This is a genomic window from Stenotrophomonas sp. YJH_SMC_133 (genome assembly GCF_059370655.1).
On record NZ_JCAFTW010000003.1, the window covers coordinates 104,439 to 130,133 of the forward strand.

Consider the following 25,695-nt stretch of genomic DNA (forward strand, 5'->3'; position numbering starts at 1 on the left):
CGGTCAGGCACGGGCCCGCGCGATGGCGCGCGGCGTGTCGGTGGGCGGGTGCAGGGCGCGCGCGGCGATCATTCGATCACGTCTTCGCGCGGCAGCATCCGCTGGTTGTAGGTGTTGGCCATCGAATAGCCGTAGGCGCCGGCATCGGCGATCAGCATCACGTCGTCCGGCGCGGTCGACACCGGCAGCTTGCGGCGCTTGCCGAACACGTCGCTGGACTCGCAGATCGGGCCGACCACATCGAACGCCGCCTCGGCATACCCACCCTGGCGGCTGAGGTTCTCGATGTCGTGCCAGGCGTCGTACAGGGCCGGGCGCATCAATGCATTCATGCCGGCATCCAAGCCGACGCGGCGCACGCCGTCCTTTTCCACCACCTGGGTGGCGTGGGTCAGCAGCACGCCGGATTCGGCCACCAGGTAGCGGCCCGGCTCGATCGCCAGGCGGAACGCCGGATGCAGCGCCTTGACCTCAGCCAGGCCCTCGGCCCAGGCATCCAGATCGAACGGCTCGTCCTCGGCGGAATACGGAATCGGCAGGCCGCCGCCGATGTCGATGGTCTGCACGCTGCCGATGCGGCGGGCGAAACCGGCCAGCTCATCGCACATCAGGCGCCAGTGCTGCGCGGTCTCCACGCCGCTGCCCAGGTGCGCGTGCAGGCCGACCACGCGGCTGCCCAGATCAGTGGCTGCGCGCACGAACTCATCGACACGGGCGATCGGCAGGCCGAACTTGGACTCCTTGCCACCGGTACGGACCTTGGCGTGGTGGCCCTCGCCACGGCCCAGGTCAACGCGCAGCCACAGCTCGCGGTTGCGGAACAGGTCCGGCCAGCGCTGCAGTGCCTCGACGTTGTCGACCGTCACGGTCACGCCCAGCGCGAATGCGGCTTCGTACTCGCTGCGCGGGCAGAAGCTGGGAGTGAACAGCACGCGCTTGGGCGACAGTTCCGGCAGGTGCTGGAACACGTGCTTCAGTTCGCCATGCGACACGCACTCCAGGCCGAAGCCTTCGGCTTCCAGCAGCTGCAGGATGGCCGGGTGGCTGTTGGCCTTGATCGCGTAGTAGCGCTGGTCGATCGGCTTGATCGCGGCCAGCGCGCGGGCGCGGGCGCGCACGGTCGGCAGATGGTAGACGTAGCGCGGCGTACCGGCATCGGCCAGCTGCAGCAGGTGCGCACGCTGGCCGCGCCACCACGGCGTGCCACGCGGGCGCACGGTGCCGGCGATCTCGCGCCAGCGCGGGCCGAACACTTCGGTCTCTTCCACCGGCATCGCGCCGCTGTCGATCAGCTCGGCGTGCAGCACCGGCAGCAGGCCATCGGCATCGGCCTCGTCGATGACGAAGGTCAGGTTCAGGTCATTGGACGACTGCGAGATCATGTGCACGCGCTCGCGGCCGAAGGTCGCCCACACGTCCGACAGCTTGTGCAGCAGCGAACGCATGCCACGGCCAACCAGAGTGATCGCCGCACACGGCACGATCACCTTCACCTTGCAGATCTGCGACAGGTCGGCCGACAGCGCGGCCAGCACATCGGTATTGACCAGGTTCTCGGACGGATCCAGCGACACGGTGACGTTGGTTTCGGCCGAACCGATCAGGTCCACCGACAGGCCGTGCTTCTTGAACAGATTGAACACATCGGCCAGGAAGCCGACCTGCTGCCACATGCCGATGCCTTCCATCGACACCAGCACGATGCCGTTGCGGCGGCTGATCGCCTTCACCCCTGGTACCGGCGCGGCGCTGCCATCGATGCTGGTGCCGGGCAGTTCCGGGCGCTCGGTATCGAGGATGGCCATCGGTACGCCGGCATCGCGGCACGGCTTGATCGAGCGCGGGTGCAGCACCTTGGCGCCGGTGGTGGCGATTTCCTGCGCCTCGTAATAGTCCAGGCGGGTCAGCAGGCGCGCGTCCGGCACATCCTTCGGATTGGCGCTGAACATGCCCGGCACATCGGTCCAGATCTCCACGCGGCTGGCACCCAGCAACGCACCGAAGTACGCCGCCGAGGTATCCGAGCCGCCGCGGCCGAGGATGGCGGTACCGCCATCGGCATGCCGCGAGATGAAGCCCTGGGTGATCAGCAGGCGGGTCGGCTGCGCACGGAAGCGCTGCATCCATTCCGCGTCGGCGCGCCACTGGCAGTTCACCGACAGGCGCTGCGACCAGTCGCTCTGGTTCGGCTGCGGCGGCATCGCGTCCAGCCACTGGCGGGCATCCATCCAGCCCATGTCCAGGCCCGACGCGCGCAGGTAGGCCGCACCCAGGGTGGAGGACAGCAGCTCGCCCTGGCCCAGCACTTCGGCCTGCCAGTCGAGCGGACGGGTGGCCGCCCGCGCGTCGTCGAGCAGCCCCTGCAGCGCCGCCAGGCGATCGGCCAGCACCTCGCGGCCCAGGCCGAGTTCAACCAGGAAGGCCTCGTGGCGTTCGACCAGCGCCGCCACGCGATCCCGGCTGTCGGGCGCGCCATCGGCGATCGCGGTCAGTTCGTTGGTGACCCCGGACAGCGCCGACACCACCACCAGCACGCGCGAGCCGGTCTCTTCCGCGCGTTTTTTCGCCAGCTTCCCGATCGTGTCCCAGCGGTGACGACGCGACACCGAGGTGCCGCCGAACTTCAGTACGATCCAACGATCGACAAGGGGGGAAGCTGACATGGATTGGCTATGTAGAATGTGGGGAAGCCGCCCTCGGGGGCGGAACCTTTGATTCTAAGCGCAATATCCCCGTAGATGGCCGTCCTCCGTTACCTGCAGCTCGATGTCTTCGCCCCCCGCCCCGGCACCGGCAACCCGTTGGGCGTCATTCTGGACGCCGACGGGCTCCCCAGCAGCCAGATGCAGGCCCTGGCCGCCTGGCTGAACCTGTCCGAGACGGTGTTCTTCCTGCGCCCCAGCACGCCGGGCGCCGACTACCACATCCGCATCTTCACCCCGACCCGCGAGCTGGCCTTCGCCGGCCACCCCAGCGTCGGCGCCGCCTGGGCGGCGGTGACCTGCGGCCTGGCGCAACCGCACGACGGTTCCCTCCTGCAGCAATGCGCGGCGGGGTTGCTGCCTGTACGGGTGAGCGGCCCGGCCGAGGCACTGCAGATCCAGCTGGCCAGCCCACCGGCGCGGCAACTGGACACAGCGGCCGACGGAGCGCCCGAAGCGCTGCTGGCGCTGGCCGACAGCGGGCACGTGCCCGAACTGTGGGACAACGGCGCACGCTGGTGGCTGTTGCCGCTGCGCGACGCCGCCGCCGTACGCAACCTTGTGCCGGACATGGCCACGCTGGCCGACTGGAGCCTCGCCACCGACGCGACCGGTGTGGCCGTGTTCGCCGACGAGGCCGGCGACGACCACACCCGGGTGGTGCGCGCTTTCTGCCCCGCTGATGCAGCCGCCGTGCCCGAGGATCCAGTGACCGGCAGCGCCAATGCGCTGATCGGTGCCTGGCTGCGCCAGCGCAATGCCCTGCCCGGCCGCGAGGGCCGCTACGTCGCCAGCCAGGGCCGCGAAGTCGGCCGCGATGGTCGCGTACAGGTCGAGGTTGATGCGCAGGGCACGGTGTGGATCGGCGGCCAGGTGCAGTGCGTGATCGACGGCAGCATCCATTGGTAGCGCCGGGCCGCGCACGGTCGCCGGGCATGGCCCGGCGCTACCGTATCCCCTCTCGTTTTACGGAGTTTGCCCCCTATGACCACCCGCCGTTTCCTGCAGCTGGACGTGTTCTCCCCGCGCGCCGGCGCTGGCAATCCGCTGGCCGTGGTACTCGATGCCGAGGGCCTGGACGACGCCAGCATGCAGGCCATCGCGCGCTGGACGCGCCTGCCCGAAACCACCTTCGTGTTCCCGCCGCAGGTGCCGGGCGCCAGCTATCGATTGCGCATGTTCAGCCCGCAGAAGGAAGTACCGTTCGCGGGCCATCCCAGCGTCGGTACCGCGCACGCGGTGCTGCAGGCGGGCCTGGCCGCAGCGGTCGACGGCGTGCTGGTGCAGGACGGCATTGCCGGCGCGCTGCCGCTGCGCGTCAGCGGTGAGGGTACGCAGCAGCGCATCGCCATCCGCACCCCGCGCGCGCAGCTGGCCGAAACCGCTGAGGCCACCGATCCGCGCCTGCAGGCCGCGCTGAAGGACTGGCCGCTGGGCACACTGCCGCCGGCACGCATGCAGGGCGGCCGCAGCTGGTGGGTGGTGCAGGTGGCCGACGAGGCCGCATTGCGCGTGCTGCAGCCAGACTGGGATGCAGTGGCCGCACTGGCTGAATCCACCGACAGCATGGGCGTGTTCGCCTATGCCTTCAGCGATGGCAGCGAGGGTTTCGACCTGGCCGTACGTGCCTTCGTCGGCAATGGACGCCGCTTCGAGGACGCCGCCTCGGGTGCGGCCAATGCGGTGCTGGCCGCGTGGCTGGACCTGCGTGACGCGCTGCCGCGTGGACGGACGCCGTTTGAAGTCAGCCAGGGCCGCGAAGTCGGCCATGACGCGCGCCTGACCCTGCTGGTCGACCAGGACGGCGAGGTCTGGTCTGGCGGGCAGGTGCAGACGGTGATCAGCGGCACCATCGATTGGTAAACACCATCGAGGTGGAGCCGAAGGCAGCGGCAGGAGCCGCTGCCAACGTCGGACGCGACGGCCCGGAGGGTGGCGGCCAGGAAGGCCGCCATAACGCTGGCCGGCTGTTACCTGGACCTCGAGATCATGCGGTTGCCGGCCAGCGGCCGGCACTACCCTCAGCCCAGCTCGGCTTCCAGGCTGATCGGCACCGCGCTCAGCGCCTTGGACACCGGGCAGTTCTGCTTGGCGTCATCGGCAATCGCACGGAACTGCGTCGCGTCGATACCCGGCACCACTGCCTTCACCTTCAGCCGGATCTGCGACAGCTGCGGGCCGCCCTCCAATGACAGATCTACCTTGGCTTCGGTATCCAGCGAGGTCGGGGTAAAGCCGGCTTCGCCGAGCTTGGCCGACAGCGCCATGGTGAAGCAACCGGCGTGCGCAGCAGCGATGAGCTCTTCCGGATTGGTGCCCTTTTCGTCGCCGAAACGGCTGTTGAAGCCGTAGCGTGTCTTGTCCAGCAGCCCGCTCTGCGGCGTGCTCAGCTGCCCCTTGCCCGACTTCAGATCGCCTTCCCAGTGCGCGGTGGCGTGTCGCGAGATTCCCATGTGCTGCTCCTGCGTGACGGTGATGAACGGTCACCCTCGCACGGGAGGCGTTAGCCCTGCGTCGCTCCGCCGCACGCCGCAGGTCGCCTTCCGAACCCGGCGCGTGGACACTTTCTCACCAGCCGGAAACGCATTTTTCTCTTGTTTTCAGTGGTTTCGCGCATTCCGCCGATGGGCGGGCGTGGGCCGTAGCGCGCGTTGCCACACCCCCGTCCCCCACGGCGCGCCATGTACTGAATCGGCCTGGATATGAAAAAACATGCACTTTCCGCGCTTCGGGCTATTGGCGGCGCCCAAGAGTTGCCCTACATTGCGCTTGCCGACGGGGTTCGGCGCCGACCAAACAACCAACCGTTCACGGAACAGGAAACCATGGCAAAGACCGCTAAGAAGGCTGCCCCGAAGAAGGCAGTGAAGAAAGTCGCGACGAAGGCAGCCGCCAAGCCGGCCGCTCCGAAGCCGATCAAGGAAGTGCTGACCAAGTCCGGCCTGGTTGCACACATCGCTGAAGCCTCCGGCGTCGTCGCCAAGGACGTCCGCGCTGTGCTGGCCTCGCTGGAAAGCGCCGTTGCCTCCTCGGTGCACAAGAAGGGCGCTGGCTCCTTCACCCTGCCGGGCCTGCTGAAGATCACCACCGTCAATGTGCCGGCCAAGCCGAAGCGCAAGGGCATCAACCCGTTCACCAAGGAAGAGCAGTGGTTCGCTGCCAAGCCGGCCACCACCAAGCTGAAGGTGCGTCCGCTGAAGAAGCTGAAGGACGCCGCGCTGTAAGCGCGCGCCCCAACGCGGATTCCGACGGGACGGCTCTGGCCGTCCCGTTTTCTTTTGCACGTTCCCGGCAGCAGGTCCACGCCACGCGTGGATGCGCCGCCCCGGGGCATCCGCAACACAGCGTTGCCGCATACTGGAAAATCCCCGTTCAAGCCCGTCGCCATTAGCCAGGCGCGGCCTGGGCAGGCCCTGGAACGTACCGGGTGGAACACTGCGTGCAGCCCCGGCCATCGCCGCCGGGCACGGCCTTGCCTAAGGTGGGCGCATCCTCCACAGCAACGGCGAGCATCCCCTCATGGCCAGCCCCTCCACCCGCTACCGGATCTCGGTGACCCCCATCGAAAAGGACGGGTTGCAGTGCACCGGGCGCTGCACCATCGAACTGGAGCATCGCGCCAGCCGCGACCTGATGCGCCTGCTGGAAGCGGCGCCACGCACCGCTGGCATCAGCGGTGATGAACGCGCGACCCTGGTGATCGCCACCCAGCTGCTGCGCGACATCGTGCAGCGCCACGCAGAGACCGATGGACATGCGTTGGCCGCCATCGCCGGGCAGGTGCTGCCGGCACTGGATGCGCTGGAGCAGTTGCCCTCCTCCCGCTGATTCCCGCGCAGCCGATACACTGTCTCCCCCACATCGCCTCGGGGAGGAGGCATGCGCAGGACGCTTTTCCTGATCGTGCCCCTGGCGCTGCTCGGCTGCTCCAAGCCTGCGGCAGCGCCTGATGTTGCGCCAGCGCCGGCTGTCGCCAGCGCCGGAACGCAGGGCATTACCAGCACCGAAGCGGCGTCCCTGCAGACACCGGCGATCGATCCGCTGTTCGCTGCGGTCGCTGCCGACGCCCAACCACCATCGGTGATGCTCAACCGCTACGTGATCGCGCTGCTCAACCGCAACCGCAGCGCCAGCGATGCGGCATGGGCGATTCCACCGGCCGACCCGCACCGCGCAGATGACGCTGCCATACGCCAGCTGCAGGGCGTGCGTACGCTGCGGCTGGACAGCGAGCCCCCGGTGGCACGCGACGGCCAGCATCCTCCCAAGCTGCTGGAGGTGCCGGTGCGGATCCGCGCGGTCACCACGCAAGGCACCTTCCGCTTCGGCGGCTGGTACCGCGTGCAGCCCAGTGCTGATGGCCGCGGCTGGCAGATCCAGTCGGCGCAACTGCGGCCAACGCTGGACTGAACCATTGCAGCGGCATGCACGCGCGATTCAGCCGCCCCGGCTACTCTTTCCTCCATCCTTTCCCAGTCCAGCGGTCACCGCCATGCGCCTGCGTTCCCTGATGACCCGCCTCGCCGCCTCCACCGTGCTGATCGCCGCCGCGATCGGCGCGCAGGCCGCCCCATCCATTTCCGGCCGCGAACTGTCGGTCGGCGCCAGCGATGTGCAGCAGTATCTCGATGGCAGCTTCCCGCGCACCCAGGACGCGTTGGGCGGACTGATCGCCCTCACCATGAGCCACCCCCAGCTGAGCCTCCCGGCCGGCGAGCGCTTGAACCTTGGCATGGACGTGGCACTGGCCACTGCCGGTGGCAATCCGGCCAAACTGGGTACGGTGAAGCTCAGCAGCGGCCTGCGCTACGACGCGCAGACCCAGGGATTCCACCTGCAGCAGCCGAGCGTGGATGACTTCACACCGGCCAACCAGGGCGGTCGTCTCGACTCCCGTACCCGTGGCCTGCTAAACGCCTGGCTGAGCGACTACGCCCAGCGGGAGCCGATCTACAAGCTGGACCCGGCCGTGGCCGGCGTGCTTGGCGCGCTGCAGGTGCAATCGGCACAGGTGAAGAACGGCAAGCTGGTGGTCACCTTCAACCAGAACCTGGGCAACCTGGTGCCGGCAGGCGTGCTGGGCAAGTAAGGTGGTGCCGGCCAGCGGCCGGCACTACCGGCAGCGCATCAGGCGGCGAGTGCCTTGACCACCGCCTCACTGAAGGCTGGGATGTCGTCCGGCTTGCGGCTGGTGATCACGTTGCCGTCGACCACGACCTCGGCATCGCGCCAGTTCGCCCCCGCATTGGTCAGATCCTGCTGCAGGGACGGCCAGGACGTCAGCTCGCGGCCATCGGCGAGGCCACTGTTGATCAGCAGCCACGGGCCATGGCAGATCGCCGCCACAGGCTTGCCGGCTTCGTCTACTGCGCGGACGAAGCCGAGTACAGCCTCGTCGATACGCAGCGTGTCCGGATTGATGACCCCTCCCGGCAGCACCAGGGCATCGAAGCTGGCCGGATCGGCCTCATCCAGCGGAATATCCACTGCAACGGCGTCGCCCCAGTCCTTCTCTTTCCAGCCCTTGATCGTCGCCTCCTTTGCAGGCGACACGACGCTGACGCGCGCGCCTTCGGCTTCCAGCAGACGCTTGGGTTCGGTCAGTTCGGACTGTTCAAAGCCGTGGGTGGCAAGGATGGCAATCTGCTTGCCCTTCAATCGTTCTGCCATGGGTGCACTCCGGTTGGGGGTGCCGACAGAATGGAAGAACGGCCCTTGCACGGCGGTGACCCTGCCGTGCACGGCAGGTGGAGAGCCTCCGGGTGGTGCCGGCCGCTGGCCGGCACCTGGACTGCGCCTTGCCGGCCAGCGGCCGGCACTACCCGGTACCGGTCAGCGCTTGGGCTGCAGCATGGTGCCGGTGCACTTGGGCGAGCCGCAGCGGCACTCCCAGATCTTCTTCAGCTTGGCGGTGTGACGCTCGGCCAGGGTGATGCCGTAGTTGTAGGTCAGCTCTTCACCGGCCTTGATGTCACGCAGCGCCTCGATGAACACCTTGTCGCCACGGCTGTCACCGTCCTCGTCTTCCTCGATCACCGCCTCGCAGTTCGGATCGCAGCTGTGGTTGATCCAGCGCGCATCGTTGCCCTTGTAGTTGGCATCGATCACCCAGTCATCGTTGAGGGTGAACAGGAAGGTGTGGCCGCTTTCGACGTCGCCGCTGTCATCGGCATCAACGTCGCCGTGGCTGCGCAGCAGGCCCTTGTACTGGATCACGCGCTCGCCCTGCTTGATCGGGGCCACGGCGAACACGCCGTTGCCATGGATGGCGGACTTGCGGGCTTGGATCTTCTTCGGCATCGGCACGGGCTGTTTGCAGCGGATGGAACCGGGATTCTCGCCCATTCCGGGTGATTGCGAAAATCACCCCGTTGGCGCAGCATGGCGCCCCGGCGGTGGCCCCGGTGCGTCGTCCCGGTCCGTCCCAGCGCCGGCTGAATGCCCGGGTTGGATGCCGGCGAATAAAAGCGTACAATTTCAGTCCGCTTTAAGAACCGCTCGCATTCCCATGTTGCGTGTCACCAAGCTCACCGATTACGCCACCGTGGTGCTGACCGTGCTTGCCGCCCGTCCGGGCGAGGTGCTCAGTGCCACCGAGCTGGCCGAATTCACCGGCCTGGAGCCTCCCACCGTCAGCAAGGTGCTCAAGCCGCTGGCGCAGGCCGGCCTGGTCGAAGGCCTGCGCGGTGTCCGTGGCGGCTACCGCCTGACCCGCCCGGCCATCGAGATCTCGCTGTTCGAAGTGGTCGAAGCGATGGAAGGGCCATTGGCCCTGACCGAATGCAGCCACGACCACCACCAGTGCGGCATGGCGCCCAAGTGCGGCGCGCGCAGCAGTTGGCGGCTGATCAACGACGTGGTCTCCGAGGCCCTGCGCGATGTCACCCTCGCCCAGATCCTGCCCCCTCTTCCCCTTGCCGATGACGAACAGCGCCGCACCATCGCTGTCGACGTCGTCTCCTGATCCACAGGCAGCCCCCCATGGCCACCGAAACCATCGAAAACGTCGCCCACGACGACACCCCCAACCGCGAGATCCACGAGCAGCTCGGCCGCAAGTATTCGGCCGGCTTCATCACCGAGATCGAATCGGACTCCCTGCCGCCGGGCCTGGACGAGGACACCATCCGTGCCCTGTCGGCCAAGAAGGACGAGCCGGAGTGGATGACGCAGTGGCGCCTGGACGCCTACCGCCACTTCCTGACCATGCCGATGCCGGACTGGGCCAAGCTGGAGATCGCGCCGATCGACCTGCAGGCGCTCAGCTACTACTCCGCGCCCAAGGGCCCGAAGTACGCCTCGCTGGATGACGTGCCAAAGGAACTGCTCGACACCTACGACAAGCTGGGCGTGCCGCTGCACGAGCGTGCCAAGCTGGCAGGCGTGGCGGTGGACGCGGTGTTCGACTCGGTGTCCGTCGGTACCACGTTCCGCAAGGAACTGGCCGAGAAGGGCATCATCTTCTGCTCGATGTCCGAGGCCATCAAGGAACATCCGGAACTGGTCCGCCAGTACCTGGGCACCGTGGTGCCCGTAGGCGACAACTACTTCGCCGCGCTCAATTCGGCGGTGTTCTCCGATGGCAGCTTCGTGTTCATTCCCAAGGGCGTGCGCTGCCCGATGGAACTGAGCACCTACTTCCGCATCAATGCCGGCCACACCGGCCAGTTCGAGCGCACCCTGATCGTGTGCGAGGACAAGGCCTACGTGTCCTACCTGGAAGGCTGCACCGCGCCGATGCGCGACGAGAACCAGCTGCACGCGGCGGTGGTCGAGCTGGTCGCGCTGGAAGACGCGGAGATCAAGTACTCCACCGTGCAGAACTGGTACCCGGGCGACGAGAACGGCGTCGGCGGCATCTACAACTTCGTCACCAAGCGTGCCGAATGCCGTGGCGCGCGCAGCAAGGTCACCTGGACCCAGGTCGAAACCGGTTCGGCGATCACCTGGAAGTACCCGTCCTGCGTGCTGCTCGGCGACGACTCGGTCGGTGAGTTCCACTCCGTGGCGCTGACCCATCACCGCCAGCAGGCCGACACCGGCACCAAGATGATCCACGTCGGCAAGCGCACCAAGAGCAAGATCGTCAGCAAGGGCATCAGTGCCGGCCGTGGCCAGAACACCTACCGCGGCCTGGTGCGGGTGGACCGCAACGCCGATGGCGCGCGCAACTACACCCAGTGCGATTCGCTGCTGATCGGCAAGCAGTGCGGCGCGCACACCTTCCCCTACATCGAGGTGAAGAACCCGGGCGCCACCGTCGAACACGAGGCCACCACCTCGAAGATTTCCGACGACCAGCTGTTCTACTGCCGCGCCCGTGGCATCAGCCAGGAAGACGCGGTGTCGATGATCGTCGACGGCTTCTGCAAGCAGGTGTTCCGCGAACTGCCGATGGAGTTCGCGGTGGAGGCCAAGAAGCTGCTGGAAGTCTCGCTGGAAGGAAGCGTCGGATGATGCGTACGTCTTTGCCCGCACTGTTGCTGCTGGGCCTTTCGCCCTGGGCCCTGGCCAACGCGTCCTGCCCCCCCGAAGACCTGGTGGGTGCCACCCCGGTCAGATTGCCCGCCAGCACGGTCATCTCCGCGCCGAAAGAATTTTCGATAGTGCTGACAACGGGGCAGGACGGCAGCTTCGGCGCGATCCGGGCTCGCCTGAGCTCGGGCAACCGTGAGCTGGATCGCGCCGCTGCCGAATCCATCCGACAGGCCTCCCTCGCAGTCTCCTGCCTGCAAGAACCCGGTGAAGAGATCATCGTGGTTTTCTCCGCCCTCCCCGCTCAACCTGGGCAGCCCGGCAACGGCACGGTGCAGATCGTCCGCATCGCCCCCGCAGCCCCGAAACCTACCAAGCCATGACCATGCTGAAGATCGAAAACCTCCACGCCCGCATCGGCGACAAGGAAATCCTCAAGGGCCTGTCGCTGGAAGTGAAGCCCGGCCAGGTGCACGCCATCATGGGCCCCAACGGCGCCGGCAAGTCCACCCTGGGCAATGTCCTGGCCGGCCGCGACGGCTATGAAGTCACCGAAGGCAGCGTGCAGTTCGACGGCGTCGGCCTGCTGGAGCAGGACCCGGAAGCGCGCGCCGCCGCCGGTCTTTTCCTCGCGTTCCAGTACCCGGTGGAAATCCCGGGTGTGAACAACACCTACTTCCTGCGCGCCGCGCTGAACGCGCAGCGCAAGGCGCGTGGCGAGGACGAACTGGACTCCATGCAGTTCCTCAAGCTGGTGCGCCAGAAGCTGGCCGTGCTGCACCTGAAGGACGAACTGCTGCACCGTGGCGTCAACGAGGGCTTCTCCGGTGGCGAGAAGAAGCGCAACGAGATCTTCCAGCTGGCCGTGCTGGAGCCGAAGCTGGCGATCCTGGACGAAACCGATTCGGGCCTGGACATCGACGCGCTGAAGAGCGTCGCCGACGGCGTCAACGCGCTTCGCGGCGCCGACCGCTCGTTCCTGGTCATCACCCACTACCAGCGCCTGCTGGACTACATCAAGCCGGACGTGGTGCACGTGCTGGCCGATGGCCGCATCGTCAAGACCGGTGGCCCGGAACTGGCGCTGGAACTGGAAGCGCACGGCTACGATTTCCTCAAGGATCGCGTGGTGCGCGAGGCGGCGGTCTGATGAGCGCCCTGCTCGACTCCATGGCCCAGGCCTTCTGCGGCAGCGACGCGCGCCGCGAAGTGCTGGACGCGGCCCTGCGTGACGGCCTGCCTGCCGCCCGCAACGAAGCCTGGAAGTACACCTCGCTGCGCCAGCTGGAACGCCGTGCGTTCGCGGCTGCACCGCTGCAGGGCCCGGCGCTGGACGCCGCGCTGCTGGAGGACATCCCGGCACCGCGCCTGGTGTTCGTCAACGGCCGCCTGGATGCCGTGCTGAGCGATGTGCAGAGCCTGCCGGCCGGCGTGCAGCTGCAGCCGCTGTCGGCCGCACTGGCCTCCGGCGAAGACGCCGTGCGTTTCCTTGGCCGCCGCTACGAGCGCAGCGAAGAGATCTTCGCCCGCCTGAATGCCGCGCTGGCCGATGAAGGCGTGGTGCTGCGCGTGGAAGAAGGCGTGCAGGTGGAAGCGCCGCTACAGCTGGTGTTCGCCAGCGTCGCCGGCGAGACCGACCTGGCCTGGCACCACCGCCACCTGATCGAACTGCGTGCCGGCGCCAGCCTGGGCGTGGTCGAGCACCGCTTCAGCGTGGGCGATTCGGCGCACCTGGACAACACCGTGCTGCACGCCCATGTCGCCCGCGATGCCGTGCTCAAGCACGCCCGCGTGCAGGCCGGCAGCGCGCGCCAGACCAGCTTCCTGCGTACCGACGCGGTGCTGGCCCGCGACGCGCAGTACCACCGCGTCGACCTGGAACTGGGCGCAGCGCTCAGCCGCCACGAACTGAACGTGCGCCTGGAAGGCGACAGCGCCCAGCTGACCGCCAACGGCGTGCTGCTCGGCAATGGCCGACGCCACGTCGAAACCCGCCTGGGCATCGACCACATCGCACGCGATACGAGTTGCGAGCTGCTGTGGCGTGGCGTTGCCGCCAACCGCAGCCGCGTGGTGTTCCATGGTGGCATCCAGATCCGCGAAGGCGCCGACGGCACCGATGCGAACCTGTCCAACAAGAACCTGCTGCTGTCGGCCGACGCCGAGATCGATACCCAGCCGACGCTGGTCATCGACGCCGATGAAGTGAAGGCCGCGCATGGCGCCACCGTCGGCCAGCTCGATGCCAACGCGCTGTTCTACCTGCGCTCGCGCGGCCTGCCGCAGGCACAGGCGCAGGCACTGCTGAGCGCCGCGTTCTGCCACGAGCCGCTGAAGATCCTGCCGGAAGCCCTGCGCGAGCAGCTGGCACGCCGTTTGGACAAGGCCCTGGCCGAGGCGGGTGTGGCATGAACCTGTCCACCCCGCGCCCGATCGAAGAACGCACCGGCGCGCCCGATTGGGATCGCGTCCGCCTCGACTTCCCGCTGCTGATGCGTGAAGTGCACGGCAAGCCGCTGGTCTATTTCGACAATGCCAACACCGGCCAGAAGCCGGTGCAGGTGATCGGCGCGGTGGACGAGTTCTACCGCCGCTACAACGCCAACGTCAGCCGCGCGGTGCATGCACTGGGCAGCGAAGCCACCGACGCCTACGAAGGCGCGCGCAACACGCTGGCACGCTTCCTCAACGTGCGCCCCAGCGACCTGGTGCTGTGCAGCGGCACTACCTTCGCCATCAACCTGGTGGCGTATTCGTGGGCCCTGCCGCGGTTGAAGGCCGGCGACGTGATCCTGATCACGCGCATGGAACACCACGCCAACATCGTGCCGTGGCAGCTGGTCGCACAGCGTACCGGCGCCACCATCCGCGTGGCCGAGATCACGCCTGACGGCGCACTCGATCTGGATGCGCTGCGCGCGGCAATGACCCCGGAGGTCAAGCTGCTGGCGGTCACCCACGTGTCCAACGTGCTGGGCACGGTCAACCCGGTGCGCGAGATCTGCCGTGAAGCGCGCAAGCGCGGCATCATCACCGTGGTTGATGGCTCGCAGGCCGTGCCGCACCGCAAGGTCGACGTGGCCGCGATCGGCTGTGACTTCTACGCCATCACCGGCCACAAAATGTGTGGTCCGACCGGCACCGGTGCGCTGTGGGCGCGCCGCGAGCACCTGGATGCGATGCCGCCGTTCCTTGGCGGCGGCGAGATGATCAAGGAAGTCAGCTTCGACGGCACCGTGTTCAACGATGCCCCGCACAAGTTCGAAGCCGGCACCCCGAACATCGCCGGCTTCATCGGCCTGGGCGTGGCCGCCGACTACCTGCAGCAGCTTGGCCAGGAGAACGTGGAAGCACGCGAGGCTGAACTGCTGGCGCATTTCACCGAAGAGCTGCGCCGCGTCGACGGTCTGCGCATCATCGGCGAAGCACCGGAGAAGGCCGCCGTGGTCTCGTTCCTGATCGACGGCGCGCATGCCCACGACCTGGCAACCCTGCTCGACCTGGAGGGTGTGGCCGTGCGGTCAGGCCAGCACTGCGCGCACCCGCTGCTGCAGTACTTCGGTGTGGCGGCCACCTGCCGTGCCTCGCTGGCGTTCTACAACACCCACGCCGAGATCGAGCGCTTCATGACCGCGCTTACCAAGGTGCGCAAGCTGCTGGGCTGAGCCGGCACACCGGGGTCAGAGCCCTTTCGCGATGCGAAAGGGCTCTGACCCCACCAGCATTCCCGACAGCCGCCGTTGCGACTGCAATGCCCGCCGGATCGCCAGCAGATCCCCCGCCGGAATGCCCGCCTCGATGAACTCCACATAGCGCCTGCGCCGTTCATCCGCATCAGAACCCATCAGCTCGAATGCCGAATGCGGCTCGAGCAGCGCATTGGGCCTGCCACGCGCATTGGCGCGATAGCTGGACCAACGATAGTCGCCGGGATGCGCCACCTTCCCCGCCCGAACCGGGTTGAGCTCTATGTAGCGCTGGCAGGCCAGCAGATAGCGATCCGAATCCACCACCGTGGAGTGGAAGCGCCCCTCCCATAACGTGCCGGTGCGGCCCTGCCGATCATTCACCCGACGTACGTAGGCCCGGCTCACGGCCTGCATCATCCGGGACAACCCGCCGGATGCATCAGGCGTTGCCAGAAGATGGACGTGGTTGCCCATCAACACATAGGCGTGAACCCGGCAATGCTGCTGGTGCGCGTGATGACACAGCAGGCGAAGGTAGGCGGCGCGGTCGCCATCGGTGAAGAACACGGGCTGGCGATTGTTGCCGCGCTGGACGACATGTTGCGGGTATCCGGGCGCATCGACCCGTCGTGGCCTCGGCATGGGCAGCTCCTGGTAACAGAGGGTCAGAGCCCTTCGCTGCGCAAAGGGATCTGACCCCGAGCATCTGCCGATTCCGCGCCCGTGCCAGTCGGTCCATGGCCTGCCGTTGGGTCAGTAGACGCCGGGGGCAGAGCTCCTCCGCGTTGCGAAAGGGATCTGCCCCCTCCCCCCATTTGCGCCCGCCCACGCCCCACCTAGAATGGGGCCATGAGCACCCTGACCTTCCGCGCCGCCACGCCGGCCGACATCCCCGCCCTGATCGCCCTCGTCACCTCGGCCTACCGTGGCGACGCCAGCCGCGTTGGCTGGACCACCGAAGCCGACCTGCTGGATGGCGCCCGCATCGACGCCGAAGGCATCCAGGCCGACCTTGACCGCCCGCGCTCCACCATCCTGCTGGCCGAGCGCGGGGACCAGCTGGTGGCCTGCGCCCACGTCGCCGATGTCGACGGCAAGGGCTACTTCGGCATGTTCTCGGTCGATCCGGCCCAGCAGGGCGGCGGCGTCGGCAAGCAGCTGATGGATGCCGCCGAAGCACACGCCGCGCGCGAATGGAACGTACCGGTGATGCAGATGACCGTCATTGACGTGCGCGACGAGCTGATCGCCTTCTACGAGCGCCGCGGCTACAGCCGTACCGGCATCAAGAAGCCGTTCCCGTATGGCGACGAACGCTTCGGCATCCCCAAGCGCGACGACCTGCGCTTCGAGATCCTGGAAAAGCCGCTGGCCGGAGCCGCCGCGTGAGCGAGGCCTGGACCTTTGTCTGTGCCGGCAACGAGCTGCTGCCGGGCGAAATGAAGAGCGTGTTCGACGAAGTGACCGGCACGCCGATCGTGGTATTCAACCTCGACGGCGAGCTGTACGCACTGGAAGACCAGTGCACGCATGAAGAGTTCGAACTGTCCTCGGGCGAGTTCAACACGACCGAAGGCAGCGTGGAGTGCGTGCTGCACGGCGCGCGCTTCGACGTGCGCGATGGCCGCGCCCTGTGTGCCCCGGCCTATACGCCGGTGCCCAAGTTCCCGGTGAAGCGCGAGCACGACGCGGTCTGGACCCGCGACGACCGGGATTGAGGCGGCGCTCGGCCCGGAGAGCCCCGCAGAGGGCGCCTCGCGGGAGAGCATCCAACCATGGGGCGGATCCACTGAAGTGCACTGAGGGGCCCTCCAAGGCCCTTCCAGGCCATCCAGATCGGCAACCCGATTGCGCATATGCGAATCATTATCGTTGATGTTATTCTACGTAACATCTTCGTAACGACATCGACCCTGCGCCATGGCTTCGCCCGCGCCCACCGCCACGCTGTGCCAGCTCGCCCGCCAAGGGTGGCCACTGCTCGTGGCCGTGCTGCTGACGTTGCTGCTGGGCTGGTCGGCCTTGCACGAAGGGCGTGGCGGCGATCCGGCCGCGCACGGCTGGCAGGCACACGCTGAAGATCTGCTGCAGGCGATGCCGCTACCGCAACCGCCAGCCGACGAATGCCCGCAGCACGCCGCACCAGCACCGGAGCCTCCGTTCGATGGCGAGGGCACCTCGCCCTGCACCGGTCTGGTCCCTGCACGCGCCGCTCTGGTCGCGCGTATCCCGCTGTGGCGCTCCGATGCCCTGCGCTGGCAGTTGCATGATCCCGCGCTGCGGTTGAACCCCGGCCACGCACCGCCCGAACCGCACGCTAGCTGAGGCGCCCTGCGGCCGTTGCCGTGCGCCTGATTGCGTTTCCCGCCAGCCGAGCCTGGCTCGGCTCTACAGCACCCACTTCCCGCCTGTCGCCGCATGCCCATCTGCGCCGGCTCGCGCTCGCCCTTTCCCGATCCAAGCCACTACCCACAGTCATGACCCACATCACGTCCCGCAAGCACGCCCCGCGCGTTTCCCTGCTCGCCACCGCCACCCTGGCCGCGGGCTTTGCTCCGCTGGCTGCGCAGGCTGCCGACGGCGCCGACGCCGGTTCCCGCAACGCCACCGAGCTGGACAAGGTGCAGGTGCGCGGCAGCTGGTTCAACCCGTCCTCGCCGAAGTTCACCGCCGAGCTGCTGGACACCCCGAAGTCGGTGTCGATCGTGTCGGAGAAGCTGATCGCCGAAACCGGTGCGACCAACCTGCAGGATGCGCTGCGCATGGTGCCGGGCATCACCTTCGGTGCCGGCGAAGGCGGCAACCCGACCGGTGACCGCCCCTTCATCCGTGGCTTCGATTCGCAGAGCAACGTGTTCGTCGACGGACTGCGCGACGTCGGCTCGCAGACCCGGGAGATCTTCGACCTGGAGCAGGTGGAAGTGGTCAAGGGCCCGAGCTCGGCCTACGGCGGCCGTGACTCCGGTGGTGGCAGCCTGAACCTGGTGAGCAAGACGCCGAAGCTGAAGAACGAGACCAGCGCCAGCATGGGCATCGGTACCGACAGCTACGCGCGCGGCACCGTGGACGCCAACTACGTGCTGGGCGATGGCATCGCCGCCCGCCTGAACCTGATGAAGCACGAATCGGACATCGCCGGCCGCGACGCCGCCAACGTCAGCCGCTGGGGCATCGCGCCGTCGATCGCGTTCGGCCTGAACGGCCCGGCGCAGCTGATCGCCAGCCACTACCACATGCAGAGCGATGACCTGCCGGACGCGGGTGGCTTCCCCTACAGCAATCCGTTCTCCAGCGGCCCGAACGTGGCCAAGAACGGCGATGGCCGCCCGATGGTGCCGGACCGCAACAACTACTACGGCCTGGTCGACCGTGATTTCCAGCGCACCCGCGCCGACATCAGCACCCTGGATGCCAGCTACGACTTCGGTGGCCACAAGCTGCGCAACATCGCGCGCCTGGGCAACACCAGCAACGACTACCTGTGGACCCAGCCGGACGACAGCAAGGGCAACCCCAACCTGTACGGCACCTTGTGGCGTCGCACCAACACCCGTGCGGTCGACGTCAAGAGCTTCGCCGACCAGCTGGGCCTGACCGGTGCGTTCCAGACCGGCGCGCTCAAGCACAGCTACAGCGCGGGCGTGGAGTACAGCGACGAGAAGATGACCCGTGGCAGCTACCTGATGTCGCCGGGCACCGCCAATCCCCTTGAAAACAGCGCCAACAGCACTCGCTGCCAGGTGTCCGGCGCGGCCACCGGCTACAACTGCACCGACTTCAACAATCCGAACCCGAACGATCCGTGGGCGGCCGGTCAGATCGTCTATCGCAGCGACAAGGCACTGGACGTCGAGCAGCGCACCAAGACCACCTCGGCCTACGTGTTCGACACCATCGAGCTCAATGAGCAGTGGATGATCAACCTCGGCCTGCGCTACGACGACTTCCGTACCACCCTGACCACTCCGGTGGCCGGCAAGGCACCGACCCGCGTGCGCAACAGCAACGACTTCCTGAACTACCAGGCCGGCGTGGTGTTCAAGCCGGCCGCCAACGGCAGCATCTACCTGTCCTGGGGCACCTCCTCGACCCCGCCGGGCATGGACGGTGGCGACGGTTCGGACGGCCTGAGCGCCGCCGTGGCCGACCTCAAGCCGCAGGACACCAGGAACCTCGAGCTGGGCACCAAGTGGGACCTGTTCGACAAGCGCCTGAACCTGACTGCCGCGATCTTCCACACCGTGATGAACAACGCACGCGTGACCATCGACAATGGCACCAGCCAGAACGCCGGCAAGAAGGAAATCAACGGCTTCGAGCTGGGCTTCACCGGCCAGCTGACCGATGCCTGGAGCCTGTACGGCGGCTACACCTACCTGGACTCGGAACTGAAGGACAACGGTTTCGTCTGTGGCGCACCGGTGGGCCGCACCTGTCCGTCCAACGTCTACGTGCCGTCGCCGAACAACGGCAACGTGTTCCCGAACACCGCCAAGCACAGCGCCAACCTGTGGACCACCTACCGCTTCCCGATCGGCCTGACCATCGGCGCCGGTGCGTTCTACTCGGACAAGCAGTACGGTGACGTCGCCAACACCAAGTGGATTGCCAGCTACACCCGCTTCGACGCGATGGCCAGCTACGCGATCCAGGACAACATCAGCCTGCAGCTCAACGTGCAGAACCTGACCGACAAGACCTACTTCACCAAGGCCTATGCCTCGCACTACGCGAGCATCGCCCCGGGTCGCTCGGCCAGCCTGGCACTGAACGTGAAGTTCTGATGTAACTGCATTCCACCACGGCGGCAGGCTCTCCTGCCGCCGTTTTTGTTTCCGGCGATACTCACCCCATGGCAACCCGTACCCCCATCGACAGCGACGCTCTTGCCGCGCTGCTGCAGCACGATCCGCAGGCTGCCTTCGCACGCGTGCGCGACGCCGCGCAGGCCGGACAGGTCGAGGCACAACTGCTGCTCGCGCAGATGCACATGGAAGGCAAAGGCACCGCACAGGACGCCTCGGCGGCACGGCTCTGGTACGAGACCGCCGCCAACAACGGCGCGCCGATGGCGATGAACATGCTGGGCCGCTGCCACGAACTGGGCCAGGGCACCGCACCCGACCCGGTGCTGGCCGCGGTGTGGTACCGGCGCGCGGCCGACACCGGCCTGGACTGGGGCCTGTACAACCTGGCCAACCTGCTGGCCACCGGCCGCGGCGTGACCCAGGACCGCGCACAGGCACTGACCCTGTACACCCGTGCCGCACACCTGGGCCATGCCAAATCGATGAACCTGCTGGCCCGCCACCTCGAAGACGGGCTGGATACCGCACCCGATCCGCAGGCAGCGCTGGCCTGGTACCAGCGCGCGGCCGAAGCCGGTGATTTCCGCGGCCAGGCGAACTACGCCTCGATCCTGCTGCAGGCCGGACAGGTCGAGCAGGCCGTGCACTGGTTGCGGCTCGCACTGGCCCACGGCAGCCCGGCGTTCATGGCGCACATCGTGCCCGAACTGGCCGCGTCGCCGCATCCACAAGTGCGCGCCCTGGTCGCGCCGCCGTCCCTCTGAGGAGTCCCGCATGCTGCTGCACATCCCCGACATTCTCAGCGCCGACCAGGTGGCCGACTTTCGCCGCCGACTGGATGCCGCCGACTGGACCGATGGCCGCGAAACCGTCGGCCATCTGGGCGCGCAGGCCAAGCACAACCAGCAGCTGCCCGAGGCCTCACCGCTGCGCCGCGAACTGGGCGAGATCATCCTCGTCGCACTGGCCCGGCACCCGCTGTTCTTCAGCGCCGCGCTGCCGCTGAAATACCTGCCGCCGCGCTTCAACCGCTACAGCGGTGGCGGCACCTATGGCTTCCATGTTGATGGCGCGGTGATGAACCTGGCCAACGGCGAACAGCTGCGTTCGGACATTTCCTGCACCCTGTTCCTGTCGGCGCCGGACGAGTACGAGGGCGGCGAACTGATCATCAGCGACACCTACGGCGAGCACGAAGTGAAGCTGCCGGCCGGCGACCTGATCGTGTACCCGTCCAGCAGCCTGCACCAGGTGCGCCCCGTCACCGCCGGCGCGCGCGTGGCCTCGTTCTTCTGGGTGCAGAGCATGGTCCGCGACGATGTGCAGCGCCGCCTGCTATGGGAAATGGACGGCTCGATCGAGCGCCTGCGGCAGACCGGCGGCGACGCCGAGGCGGTGCTGCAGCTGACCGGCGTGTACCACAACCTGCTGCGGCGCTGGAGCGAGGTCTGAGCCCGGTCGGGCTGGCCTGCGACATTTTGGCAATCATTCTCATTTGCAACAGCTAACAGCTCTCATTACAATCACGCCCCGTTGATGCCGGCCGCTGCCGGCAGACCCCTGGGGACCCCTGCTTGCTGCGCCCGCTTCGCCCTCGTCCACTCATCCATCGCAAGATGGGCACCGCAATGCGCGGCCAGCGTCCTGCGCTGGCCAGCCTGCTGGCGTGGGTGGCGATGCTGGCGTTGCTGCTGGGCACCCTGCCGCTGCTGCCACACGGCCAGGCCGGAATGGCCGTGCAGATGCCGCTGGAAGAGCGCGGCGGCGAAGGCGCCTTGCAGGAAGAGGCACCGGCCAAGCTGCGCCGCTGTGCTGCCGCTCCGGTGAAATCAGCCGAGAAGGCACGCCCGCCGTTGCTGCTGGCCAGCCAATGGCTGCGCACCGAGCTTGAACTCATACCCGCCACGCCGGCCATGCCCGGCGTGCGCCCGGACTGGCCGCTGGCCGCTCCGGACACGCCCTGGGCCGATGCGCCCGGGCGCCGCCAGCAACGCGGCCAGGCGCCGCCGCTCGCCTGATTCACGGCCCCGCGTGACCGCCTGCGCGGTCGTGCCCGCGCGCCGCTGCCTGCTTCATCCCTGCCGCCCCTGACCGGGCCTCCCCGTGCATGCCGCGCCGTTCGCGCCTGGCATCGCACCACCCTGCATCCTTCGAGGTTACTGCCATGGCCCAGCGCCATCGTGTCCGTTCGTCCCTGTCCCGTACCCTGCTGACCAGCGCCGTGCTGGCGGCCATGACCGCCCCTGCCTTCGCCCACGGTGACGCTACCGGCGCGCCACAGACGCTGGACAAGGTGGTGGTCACCGCCTCCGGCTTCGAGCAGAAGGTGATCGATGCACCGGCCAGCATCAGCGTGGTCAGCCGCGAAGAACTCAGCAAGCGCCCCTACACCAACCTGGTCGACGCGCTGCGCGACGTCGAAGGCATCGACGTCGGCCTGGAGGCCACCGACAAGAACGGCCGCGCCACCATCTCCATGCGCGGCCTGCCGTCCGAATACACCCTGGTGCTGATCGACGGCCGCCGCCAGAGCAATGTCGGCCAGCTGTACCCGAACAATTTCGGTGGCGGCCAGTTCGCCTACCTGCCGCCGCTGGACGCGATCGAGCGCATCGAAGTCGTGCGCGGCCCGATGTCCACGCTGTATGGCTCGGACGCGATGGGTGGCGTCATCAACATCATCACCCGACGCAACCAGGACCGCTGGCACGGCGCCGTGACCCAGGGCTTCACCGTGCAGCAGGATGACCAGTTCGGTGATGCGCGCACCACCGACCTGTACCTCAGCGGCCCGCTGCTGAAGGACCGCCTCAGCCTGGCGGTGCGCGGCAGCTACTACGACGCCAAGGCCTCCAATCCGGAGTGGGACGCACTGACCCTGCCCGACGGCAGCCTGTGGGAGCGCAGCATCGGCTTCGGCGGCGGTGGCAAGTCGGTGGCCAACACCAACTGGAATACCGGCGTGCGCCTGGACTTCCGGGTCAACGATGACCACGAACTGTGGCTGGACTACGACGTGTCGCGGCAGAAGTACGACAACAGCGAAGGCCAGACCGGCACGCTGGACAGCCTGGCCAGCCTGTGGCGCGTCGGCAATGCGGTCATCCCCAACCCGAACGGCAGCGGCACCGTCACCCGCCGCGTGGTGCAGCCGCGCGTCGGCTACACCGCCTACCAGCGCTACGAGCGCGATCAGCTGTCGCTGACCCACCAGGGCCGCTACAGCTTCGGCACCTGGCAGACCTCACTGACCCACAGCAAGAGCAGCAACCTGGGTCGTTCGCTGCCGCTGACCCTGGACGAGCGCGCCAACCTGCAGACGCTGTGGAATGACGTCTGCCGCCGCACCGGCGCCGCCAACAACTGTGCGGCCGGCCGTGGCAATGCCCTGGCCGCGCTCAACCCGAGCGAGATGGCGCGCCTGCAGGCGTTCCTGCCGCGTCCGCTGCGCACCATGGAACTGGAAGGCTACGTGCTCGACACGATGCTCGACCTCGACTTCGGCGCGCACAAGCTGACCGTCGGCGGCCAGTACAACGACACCGACATGATCGACGGCGTGTTCGGCATGGATGGCGCCGGTTATCGCAGCAACACCAGGCAGAAGCACCGCATGTGGGCGCTGTTCGCCGAGGACAACTGGGCGCTGACCGATACCCTCACCGCTACCTTCGGCCTGCGCTACGACGACCACAACGTGTTCGGCAGCCACGTCAGTCCGCGTGGCTACCTGGTGTGGAACGCCAGCGATGCGTGGACCTTCAAGGGTGGCGTCAGCACCGGCTACAAGACCCCGCGACCGGACCAGTTGTTCCCGGGCATCACCGGCTTTGGTGGCCAGGGCGTGCTGCCGCTGGTCGGTTCCCCGAACCTCAAGCCTGAAACCAGCACCAACTACGAGCTGGCCGCCTACTACGAAGGCCAGCGCTGGGGCTTCAACGTCACCGGCTTCTTCAACACGTTCGAAGACAAGATCGCCAGCGGCGGAACGTTCCCGAACTGCGAAGTGGCGCGCGCCGGCAGCGGCTACTGCGTGGACATCGGCCCAGGCTGGGCAGCACTGGGCTACAGCACCTTCACCCAGAGCGTGAACATCGACAAGGCCGAGACCCGCGGCGCGGAACTGGCCGGTCATGTCGACCTGCTCGACACCCTGCAGCTGCGCGGCAACTACACCTGGACCAGGAGCGAGCAGACCAGCGGCCCCGACAAGGGACGCCCGATCTCAGGCACCACGCCGGCAAAGCACATGGCCAACGCCAGCCTCAACTGGCAGATCAACGAAGCGATCAGCCTGTCGCTGATCGGCGAAGGCCGCTACGACCGCTATCGCGACACCCTCATCGACAGTGCCGGCGCCCGCCACGTGCGCTATTACGAGGACTACACGATCTTCCACCTGGGCGGCAGCTGGAAGGCCACGCCGTGGCTGACGGTCAACGCACGGGTCAACAACCTGTTCGACAAGGACTTCGTTTCGCAGTCGTGCCTGCTGCTCAATCCCAGCGAGTTCAGTTGCGTGGATGACTACGCGACCAAGGACCAGCGCCGCAGCTACTGGATCTCGCTCAACGCGAAGTTCTGATCGCCGCGCCCTGCTGTGGTGGGTGCCGACCTTGGTCGGCACCGCTTCATCCACGCATGGCCTGGATCTACCGATCGGTAGTGCCGGCCGCTGGCCGGCAACCCGCAATGCCTGCTCCCGGGATACAGAACGACACGCAATTGCGAGCTATTCTCATCAATGATGTAATGGGCAGTCCTCGTCCGCCTCGAACCGTGCCGTGAGCCGTCCTGCCTCTTCCACCGTGCAGCAGCAACAGAATCGTGGCTTCTGGCTGCGGACGCTGCACCAGTGGCACTGGATCAGCTCGGCGGTGTGCCTGATCGGCATGCTGCTGTTCGCGGTGACCGGCCTGACCCTCAACCATGCCGCGAAGATCGAAGCCAAGCCCGAGGTACAGAACCAGCATCTGGAACTGCCGGCCGCGCTGCTTGGACAGCTCGGAACGCGCGAAGACGGCAACGCACCGATTCCGCGCCCTGCCCGGCAATGGCTGGACACGCAGCTGGGCATCGCCATCGGCGGACGACCGGCCGAGTGGTCGCCCGAAGAGATCTACCTGTCGCTGCCGCGCCCCGGCGGCGACGCCTGGCTGAACATCGATCGCGAGACCGGCGCGGTGGAATACGAATCGACCTCGCGCGGCGCGGTGTCCTACCTCAACGACCTGCACAAGGGCCGCAACGCGGGCCCGGCGTGGGGCTGGTTCCTGGACCTGTTCGCCGTGGCCTGCCTGGTGTTCTGCATCACCGGCCTGTTCCTGCTGCACCTGCATGCGCGGCAGCGGCGCATGACTTGGCCGCTGGTCGGCCTCGGCCTGATGATCCCGCTGCTGATCGCCCTGTTGCTGATCCACTGACTTTTCCCCGTTTCCGGAGCCGCCCCATGCGCGTCACCCTGACCATCGCCCTCAGCGGCCTGCTGGCCACCTCGCCGGCCTATGCCACCACCCTCGACATCAACGTCGAAGTGCCCAAGCTCAACGTGGCCGAATACCACCGCCCGTATGTGGCCGTGTGGCTGGAAGGCGCCGACCAGAAGGTCGCGGCCAACCTCTCGGTCTGGTACCAGCAGACCAGCAACAGCGAAGGCCACGGCACCAAGTGGCTGCCCGACCTGCGCCAGTGGTGGCGCAAGAGCGGCCGCACCCTGCAGGTGCCGGTGGACGGCGTGACCGGTCCGACCCGCCCGGCTGGCAAGCACGCGCTGTCGTTCAATGACAGGCAGCCGGCACTGAAGCAGCTGGCCCCGGGCAACTACACCCTGGTGGTGGAAGCGGTGCGCGAAGTCGGCGGCCGCGAACTGCTGAAGATCCCCTTCACCTGGCCGGCCACCGCCGCGCAGAACGGCAAGGCGCAGGGCGCCACCGAACTGGGCCAGGTCACCCTCGCCGTCAAACCATAACTGCCTGAGCCGGGGTCGGATCCCTTCCGCAGGAAGGGCTCTGACCCCATCGC

27 protein-coding genes are annotated in these 25,695 nt (G+C 67.4%); 22 read left to right on the plus strand and 5 right to left on the minus strand.

Features of this window, described 5'->3' with window-relative positions:
* Positions 1 to 68: 68 nt before the first annotated feature.
* Positions 69 to 2,663 carry a bifunctional aspartate kinase/diaminopimelate decarboxylase gene (locus AC5P78_RS04905; RefSeq protein WP_062606656.1) on the minus strand — a complete coding sequence of 865 codons (2,595 nt, stop codon included), beginning with the start codon at positions 2,661 to 2,663 and terminating at the stop codon, positions 69 to 71.
* Between the two features lie 75 nt (positions 2,664 to 2,738).
* Here AC5P78_RS04905 and AC5P78_RS04910 point away from each other — a divergent pair, with 75 nt between their 5' ends.
* Entirely contained in the window at positions 2,739 to 3,611 is an 873-nt protein-coding gene (locus AC5P78_RS04910) for a PhzF family phenazine biosynthesis protein (RefSeq protein WP_099605395.1), read from the plus strand.
* A gap of 75 nt (positions 3,612 to 3,686) precedes the next feature.
* Positions 3,687 to 4,565, plus strand: coding sequence for a PhzF family phenazine biosynthesis protein (locus tag AC5P78_RS04915; protein WP_043034181.1), 879 nt, complete (start codon positions 3,687 to 3,689; stop codon positions 4,563 to 4,565).
* A 158-nt stretch (positions 4,566 to 4,723) separates the two neighbouring features.
* Here the strand turns inward: AC5P78_RS04915 and AC5P78_RS04920 are convergent, their stop codons facing one another.
* Positions 4,724 to 5,155, minus strand: coding sequence for an OsmC family protein (locus AC5P78_RS04920; protein ID WP_005408443.1), 432 nt, complete (start codon positions 5,153 to 5,155; stop codon positions 4,724 to 4,726).
* Between the two features lie 372 nt (positions 5,156 to 5,527).
* On the opposite strand from AC5P78_RS04920, the gene AC5P78_RS04925 reads away from it, so the two are divergent.
* From AC5P78_RS04925 to AC5P78_RS04940, 4 genes are all read left to right on the plus strand, one after another.
* A complete protein-coding gene (locus AC5P78_RS04925) occupies positions 5,528 to 5,926 on the plus strand; it encodes an HU family DNA-binding protein (RefSeq protein WP_005408442.1) in 399 nt (132 codons plus the stop codon).
* A 295-nt stretch (positions 5,927 to 6,221) separates the two neighbouring features.
* Positions 6,222 to 6,530, plus strand: a complete 309-nt coding sequence (locus AC5P78_RS04930; protein ID WP_005408441.1) for a DUF3861 family protein — start codon at positions 6,222 to 6,224, stop codon at positions 6,528 to 6,530.
* A gap of 51 nt (positions 6,531 to 6,581) precedes the next feature.
* Positions 6,582 to 7,112, plus strand: a complete 531-nt coding sequence (locus AC5P78_RS04935) for a hypothetical protein (protein WP_043034182.1) — start codon at positions 6,582 to 6,584, stop codon at positions 7,110 to 7,112.
* 82 nt (positions 7,113 to 7,194) lie between these two features.
* Positions 7,195 to 7,791: a YceB family lipoprotein gene (locus tag AC5P78_RS04940; protein WP_005408439.1), complete on the plus strand. Its 597-nt coding sequence runs from the start codon at positions 7,195 to 7,197 to the stop codon at positions 7,789 to 7,791.
* A gap of 38 nt (positions 7,792 to 7,829) precedes the next feature.
* Here AC5P78_RS04940 and AC5P78_RS04945 read toward each other — a convergent pair whose 3' ends face one another.
* On the minus strand, positions 7,830 to 8,372 hold the full coding sequence (locus tag AC5P78_RS04945) for a type 1 glutamine amidotransferase domain-containing protein (protein WP_012479370.1): 543 nt from the start codon (positions 8,370 to 8,372) through the stop codon (positions 7,830 to 7,832).
* Positions 8,373 to 8,534: 162 nt separating this feature from the next.
* Positions 8,535 to 9,002, minus strand: coding sequence for an SET domain-containing protein (locus AC5P78_RS04950; RefSeq protein WP_012479369.1), 468 nt, complete (start codon positions 9,000 to 9,002; stop codon positions 8,535 to 8,537).
* 208 nt (positions 9,003 to 9,210) lie between these two features.
* Between AC5P78_RS04950 and AC5P78_RS04955 the strand changes: the two genes are divergently transcribed.
* From AC5P78_RS04955 to AC5P78_RS04980, 6 genes are read left to right on the plus strand one after another with little or no spacing between them, the layout of a single operon-like run.
* Positions 9,211 to 9,666, plus strand: coding sequence for an SUF system Fe-S cluster assembly regulator (locus AC5P78_RS04955; RefSeq protein WP_005408436.1), 456 nt, complete (start codon positions 9,211 to 9,213; stop codon positions 9,664 to 9,666).
* Between the two features lie 17 nt (positions 9,667 to 9,683).
* On the plus strand, positions 9,684 to 11,159 hold the full coding sequence (sufB, locus tag AC5P78_RS04960; protein WP_005408435.1) for a Fe-S cluster assembly protein SufB: 1,476 nt from the start codon (positions 9,684 to 9,686) through the stop codon (positions 11,157 to 11,159).
* The gene (locus tag AC5P78_RS04965; RefSeq protein WP_495201285.1) at positions 11,156 to 11,560 is read left to right on the plus strand and encodes a hypothetical protein; all 405 of its coding nucleotides are present in this window, start codon (positions 11,156 to 11,158) and stop codon (positions 11,558 to 11,560) included. The genes sufB and AC5P78_RS04965 overlap by 4 nt, the downstream gene beginning before the upstream one ends.
* Before the next feature lie 2 nt (positions 11,561 to 11,562).
* Complete coding sequence (sufC, locus tag AC5P78_RS04970) at positions 11,563 to 12,327, plus strand: Fe-S cluster assembly ATPase SufC (RefSeq protein WP_012479368.1); 765 nt, start codon at positions 11,563 to 11,565, stop codon at positions 12,325 to 12,327.
* Complete coding sequence (gene sufD, locus AC5P78_RS04975) at positions 12,327 to 13,589, plus strand: Fe-S cluster assembly protein SufD (RefSeq protein ID WP_414498236.1); 1,263 nt, start codon at positions 12,327 to 12,329, stop codon at positions 13,587 to 13,589. Before sufC ends, sufD begins: the two co-directional genes overlap by 1 nt.
* The gene (locus AC5P78_RS04980; protein ID WP_010483557.1) at positions 13,586 to 14,842 is read left to right on the plus strand and encodes a cysteine desulfurase; all 1,257 of its coding nucleotides are present in this window, start codon (positions 13,586 to 13,588) and stop codon (positions 14,840 to 14,842) included. Before sufD ends, AC5P78_RS04980 begins: the two co-directional genes overlap by 4 nt.
* Before the next feature lie 15 nt (positions 14,843 to 14,857).
* Here the strand turns inward: AC5P78_RS04980 and AC5P78_RS04985 are convergent, their stop codons facing one another.
* Positions 14,858 to 15,508: a transposase gene (locus AC5P78_RS04985; protein ID WP_227415302.1), complete on the minus strand. Its 651-nt coding sequence runs from the start codon at positions 15,506 to 15,508 to the stop codon at positions 14,858 to 14,860.
* Between the two features lie 207 nt (positions 15,509 to 15,715).
* On the opposite strand from AC5P78_RS04985, the gene AC5P78_RS04990 reads away from it, so the two are divergent.
* The 10 genes from AC5P78_RS04990 (at position 15,716) to AC5P78_RS05035 (ending at position 25,642) form a co-directional block, all read left to right on the plus strand.
* Positions 15,716 to 16,255, plus strand: a complete 540-nt coding sequence (locus AC5P78_RS04990; protein ID WP_054171175.1) for a GNAT family N-acetyltransferase — start codon at positions 15,716 to 15,718, stop codon at positions 16,253 to 16,255.
* Positions 16,252 to 16,584, plus strand: coding sequence for a non-heme iron oxygenase ferredoxin subunit (locus AC5P78_RS04995; RefSeq protein WP_012479365.1), 333 nt, complete (start codon positions 16,252 to 16,254; stop codon positions 16,582 to 16,584). Before AC5P78_RS04990 ends, AC5P78_RS04995 begins: the two co-directional genes overlap by 4 nt.
* A 202-nt stretch (positions 16,585 to 16,786) precedes the next feature.
* Positions 16,787 to 17,191: a hypothetical protein gene (locus AC5P78_RS05000; protein WP_111197988.1), complete on the plus strand. Its 405-nt coding sequence runs from the start codon at positions 16,787 to 16,789 to the stop codon at positions 17,189 to 17,191.
* A 152-nt stretch (positions 17,192 to 17,343) separates the two neighbouring features.
* A complete protein-coding gene (locus tag AC5P78_RS05005) occupies positions 17,344 to 19,650 on the plus strand; it encodes a TonB-dependent receptor (protein ID WP_241876071.1) in 2,307 nt (768 codons plus the stop codon).
* 68 nt (positions 19,651 to 19,718) lie between these two features.
* Positions 19,719 to 20,438, plus strand: a complete 720-nt coding sequence (locus tag AC5P78_RS05010; RefSeq protein ID WP_012479363.1) for a tetratricopeptide repeat protein — start codon at positions 19,719 to 19,721, stop codon at positions 20,436 to 20,438.
* Between the two features lie 10 nt (positions 20,439 to 20,448).
* Positions 20,449 to 21,126, plus strand: a complete 678-nt coding sequence (locus tag AC5P78_RS05015) for a Fe2+-dependent dioxygenase (protein ID WP_012510312.1) — start codon at positions 20,449 to 20,451, stop codon at positions 21,124 to 21,126.
* A gap of 164 nt (positions 21,127 to 21,290) precedes the next feature.
* A complete protein-coding gene (locus AC5P78_RS05020; protein WP_044569619.1) occupies positions 21,291 to 21,692 on the plus strand; it encodes a hypothetical protein in 402 nt (133 codons plus the stop codon).
* A 146-nt stretch (positions 21,693 to 21,838) separates the two neighbouring features.
* Positions 21,839 to 24,259: a TonB-dependent receptor domain-containing protein gene (locus tag AC5P78_RS05025; protein WP_099498040.1), complete on the plus strand. Its 2,421-nt coding sequence runs from the start codon at positions 21,839 to 21,841 to the stop codon at positions 24,257 to 24,259.
* A 199-nt stretch (positions 24,260 to 24,458) separates the two neighbouring features.
* Positions 24,459 to 25,097 carry a PepSY-associated TM helix domain-containing protein gene (locus AC5P78_RS05030; protein ID WP_323157102.1) on the plus strand — a complete coding sequence of 213 codons (639 nt, stop codon included), beginning with the start codon at positions 24,459 to 24,461 and terminating at the stop codon, positions 25,095 to 25,097.
* A 26-nt stretch (positions 25,098 to 25,123) separates the two neighbouring features.
* On the plus strand, positions 25,124 to 25,642 hold the full coding sequence (locus AC5P78_RS05035) for a DUF2271 domain-containing protein (protein WP_005408420.1): 519 nt from the start codon (positions 25,124 to 25,126) through the stop codon (positions 25,640 to 25,642).
* Positions 25,643 to 25,695: the final 53 nt, after the last annotated feature.

Bases quoted from the DNA above. Each gene is read 5' to 3' on its own strand.
- AC5P78_RS05035 (WP_005408420.1), top strand. From the start codon at position 25,124: ATGCGCGTCACCCTGACCATCGCCCTCAGCGGCCTGCTGGCCACCTCG.
- AC5P78_RS04945 (WP_012479370.1), bottom strand. From the start codon at position 8,372: ATGGCAGAACGATTGAAGGGCAAGCAGATTGCCATCCTTGCCACCCAC.
- AC5P78_RS04910 (WP_099605395.1), top strand. From the start codon at position 2,739: ATGGCCGTCCTCCGTTACCTGCAGCTCGATGTCTTCGCCCCCCGCCCC.
- sufC (WP_012479368.1), top strand. From the start codon at position 11,563: ATGCTGAAGATCGAAAACCTCCACGCCCGCATCGGCGACAAGGAAATC.
- AC5P78_RS04955 (WP_005408436.1), top strand. From the start codon at position 9,211: ATGTTGCGTGTCACCAAGCTCACCGATTACGCCACCGTGGTGCTGACC.
- sufB (WP_005408435.1), top strand. From the start codon at position 9,684: ATGGCCACCGAAACCATCGAAAACGTCGCCCACGACGACACCCCCAAC.
- AC5P78_RS04940 (WP_005408439.1), top strand. From the start codon at position 7,195: ATGCGCCTGCGTTCCCTGATGACCCGCCTCGCCGCCTCCACCGTGCTG.
- AC5P78_RS05005 (WP_241876071.1), top strand. From the start codon at position 17,344: ATGACCCACATCACGTCCCGCAAGCACGCCCCGCGCGTTTCCCTGCTC.
- AC5P78_RS04905 (WP_062606656.1), bottom strand. From the start codon at position 2,663: ATGTCAGCTTCCCCCCTTGTCGATCGTTGGATCGTACTGAAGTTCGGC.
- AC5P78_RS04925 (WP_005408442.1), top strand. From the start codon at position 5,528: ATGGCAAAGACCGCTAAGAAGGCTGCCCCGAAGAAGGCAGTGAAGAAA.
- AC5P78_RS05000 (WP_111197988.1), top strand. From the start codon at position 16,787: ATGGCTTCGCCCGCGCCCACCGCCACGCTGTGCCAGCTCGCCCGCCAA.
- AC5P78_RS04930 (WP_005408441.1), top strand. From the start codon at position 6,222: ATGGCCAGCCCCTCCACCCGCTACCGGATCTCGGTGACCCCCATCGAA.
- AC5P78_RS04950 (WP_012479369.1), bottom strand. From the start codon at position 9,002: ATGCCGAAGAAGATCCAAGCCCGCAAGTCCGCCATCCATGGCAACGGC.
- AC5P78_RS04915 (WP_043034181.1), top strand. From the start codon at position 3,687: ATGACCACCCGCCGTTTCCTGCAGCTGGACGTGTTCTCCCCGCGCGCC.
- AC5P78_RS04935 (WP_043034182.1), top strand. From the start codon at position 6,582: ATGCGCAGGACGCTTTTCCTGATCGTGCCCCTGGCGCTGCTCGGCTGC.
- AC5P78_RS04920 (WP_005408443.1), bottom strand. From the start codon at position 5,155: ATGGGAATCTCGCGACACGCCACCGCGCACTGGGAAGGCGATCTGAAG.
- AC5P78_RS05020 (WP_044569619.1), top strand. From the start codon at position 21,291: ATGGGCACCGCAATGCGCGGCCAGCGTCCTGCGCTGGCCAGCCTGCTG.
- AC5P78_RS04985 (WP_227415302.1), bottom strand. From the start codon at position 15,508: ATGCCGAGGCCACGACGGGTCGATGCGCCCGGATACCCGCAACATGTC.
- sufD (WP_414498236.1), top strand. From the start codon at position 12,327: ATGAGCGCCCTGCTCGACTCCATGGCCCAGGCCTTCTGCGGCAGCGAC.
- AC5P78_RS04965 (WP_495201285.1), top strand. From the start codon at position 11,156: ATGATGCGTACGTCTTTGCCCGCACTGTTGCTGCTGGGCCTTTCGCCC.
- AC5P78_RS04990 (WP_054171175.1), top strand. From the start codon at position 15,716: ATGAGCACCCTGACCTTCCGCGCCGCCACGCCGGCCGACATCCCCGCC.
- AC5P78_RS05015 (WP_012510312.1), top strand. From the start codon at position 20,449: ATGCTGCTGCACATCCCCGACATTCTCAGCGCCGACCAGGTGGCCGAC.
- AC5P78_RS04980 (WP_010483557.1), top strand. From the start codon at position 13,586: ATGAACCTGTCCACCCCGCGCCCGATCGAAGAACGCACCGGCGCGCCC.
- AC5P78_RS05010 (WP_012479363.1), top strand. From the start codon at position 19,719: ATGGCAACCCGTACCCCCATCGACAGCGACGCTCTTGCCGCGCTGCTG.
- AC5P78_RS05025 (WP_099498040.1), top strand. From the start codon at position 21,839: ATGGCCCAGCGCCATCGTGTCCGTTCGTCCCTGTCCCGTACCCTGCTG.